The sequence below is a fragment of the Halalkalibacter alkalisediminis genome (genome assembly GCF_028610705.1).
GTDB lineage: Bacteria > Bacillota > Bacilli > Bacillales > Bacillaceae_D > Halalkalibacter > Halalkalibacter alkalisediminis.
Map to the genome: position 1 here is coordinate 1 of NZ_JAQQWT010000140.1, position 601 is coordinate 601.

Consider the following 601-nt stretch of genomic DNA (forward strand, 5'->3'; position numbering starts at 1 on the left):
CCAACTCTCAGACTGGAGGAAGACTCCCTTATGACTATTATACGACAAGGAAGCCTATTTGACCTGCAAGATTTATACGATCTAGAACCTACCCATCGTTTTGAAGCGGTGTTTTCGACGATTGAAATCGATCCAATCCTTGCCATCGTATCGAAAAAAGCCCTTTACGGTGCGCCCGTTCAGCTCAATTACGCCGCGATGATTTACTCCCTTGCAGCTAGAATAATTGAGCATATTCCGACTATTAAGGATCTCATTAGACGACTGAAACATGACTATATGTTCCGTCTAGATTGTGGATTCCTTCTTTCTGATGCTATTCCATCTGAAGCATCTTATTCAAGAATGATCACAAAATTAGAAGAATCAGATGTTCTTGAACGTGTTCAAGAAACGCAGATTCTCCAAGCCATCATCGAAGGATTTGTCATGGACGAAACCATCGCCATTGATGCGACTCATATTGAAGCTCGAGATCAAGCGCCAGTGAAAGAAGAGAAAGCCAAACCTGAACCAAAAAAACGTGGACGTAAATCAAAAGAAGAACAAGAGCAATGGCTTCAAGAACAAGCCGAACGCGAAGCAAATCTGTCGGTTTTCG

1 protein-coding gene is annotated in these 601 nt (G+C 42.4%); it reads left to right on the forward strand.

Features of this window, described 5'->3' with window-relative positions:
* Positions 1–30: 30 nt before the first annotated feature.
* On the forward strand, positions 31–601 hold a 571-nt coding region (locus PQ474_RS26240), incomplete at its 3' end, for a transposase (RefSeq protein ID WP_273848522.1).